The organism is Oleiphilus sp. HI0066 (genome assembly GCF_001635725.1).
Window position 1 is genome coordinate 1 of sequence record NZ_LWFH01001062.1, and the last position, 1,521, is coordinate 1,521.

1 protein-coding gene and 1 tRNA gene are annotated in these 1,521 nt (G+C 39.9%); both read left to right on the forward strand.

From position 1 onward, the window contains the following. The first annotated feature begins 212 nt into the window (after positions 1-212). Entirely contained in the window at positions 213-1,343 is a 1,131-nt protein-coding gene (locus A3738_RS13285) for a sensor histidine kinase (protein WP_082878461.1), read from the forward strand. Positions 1,344-1,434: 91 nt separating this feature from the next. After that, a tRNA-Arg gene (locus tag A3738_RS13290) sits at positions 1,435-1,511 on the forward strand. Positions 1,512-1,521: the final 10 nt, after the last annotated feature.

Below are 1,521 nucleotides of genomic sequence, written 5' to 3' on the forward strand. Positions count from 1 at the left end.
GTACTTCGACGGCTCTCTCTCCTGAGTCAAAGGTGTGCACTTCAAACGGGGATTTCCGAAAAACGCGTTTCATTGAATTGAGCACATCTTGCTCGTCGTCAACTATAACGATGATATGCTTATCGCTCACTAATATTCCTCCAAATCACACAACCTAAAAAACTATTCTTGTCTATACTAGCTTACAAATCAGAAGCTGCAGGGTTAGTTCTATGTTTAGCAGAACATACACAGACAAATCGAAAGATAGATCAATAGCGCCGCTGCTTATTATTGTGTCTGTGATATCATTATTTTCGGCACTGACAATAGTTCTGTTTTATTACCTGATGCCCCCAACTTCTGTAGGCCTCTTGGTTGGTTTAATTATTGTTTCAACCTCATGTATTGGCGCTACAGCTCTTTCGGTTAAAAAATCTCAAAATTCACAAATCGCATCAATAACTGAGGATAACGATAACCTTACCGATGAAAAAACTGCTCTAATCCGAAAGCTAAAGGCCATCGAATCTGAATTAAGTCAAAAACGTGATGCCTTAATATTAACAGAGAAAATGGCAAGTTTAGGTCAGATGTCGGCTGGCATTGCTCACGAAATCAATAATCCCGTTGGTTTTATGATGAGTAATTTATGCACACTGAAGGAATATATCTTTTTCCTTGATCAGCTCACGAAGCAACTCCTTGATTTGATGGGATCGTTATCCAAGTCAGAAAAGCTAAATCATGAAGAAATTCTTGTCTCAATTGAGAAAACCTTGAAGATTGAGGATCTAGATTTCGTGCTAAGCGATGCAAATAGCTTAGTCGACGAAAGCATTACTGGCGGTACGCGAATAAAAGAGATCACTAATAGTATGAAGGGCTATGTTCGAGAGACGACAGAAGAGTCAGTGGTTCTTGTGAACGACTTGATTGAGCAAACGCTGAACATTGTTTGGAATCAAATAAAATATAGCTGCACGCTNGAAAAACAATTGAATCACTGTGATCAAGTTAAGCTATCCCCTAGCGCTTTTAATCAAGTACTATTAAATATAATGGTGAACGCTTCGCATGCGATGGATGGTAAAGCAGGCACACTGCGAATTACGACGTTCAACGACAACAATATGGTCATTACTGAGATAGCGGATTCTGGTTGCGGAATATCAAAAGGCAATATTAAAAAGATTTTTGACCCGTTTTTTACAACGAAACCCGTTGGCCAAGGTACGGGTCTTGGTATGTCAATCAGCTATGAAATTATCAAAGGATTTGGAGGTAAGATCGATGTTTCTAGTGAAGTTGACGTAGGTACGACATTTAGAATTTCTTTACCTAAGTATGTTAGCGAAGACTAATTACCGAGCCTTAACTGTTGCAGTTCTAATGAACGACCTTTCACTCGTTTAACTTTTCCAGTAAGGCGATTGTTGTATTATCTCAGCTATTCCGCCCTTAGCTCAGCTGGATAGAGCAATCCCCTCCTAAGGGATAGGTCTCAGGTTCGAATCCTGAAGGGCGGGCCATTCTGGATGA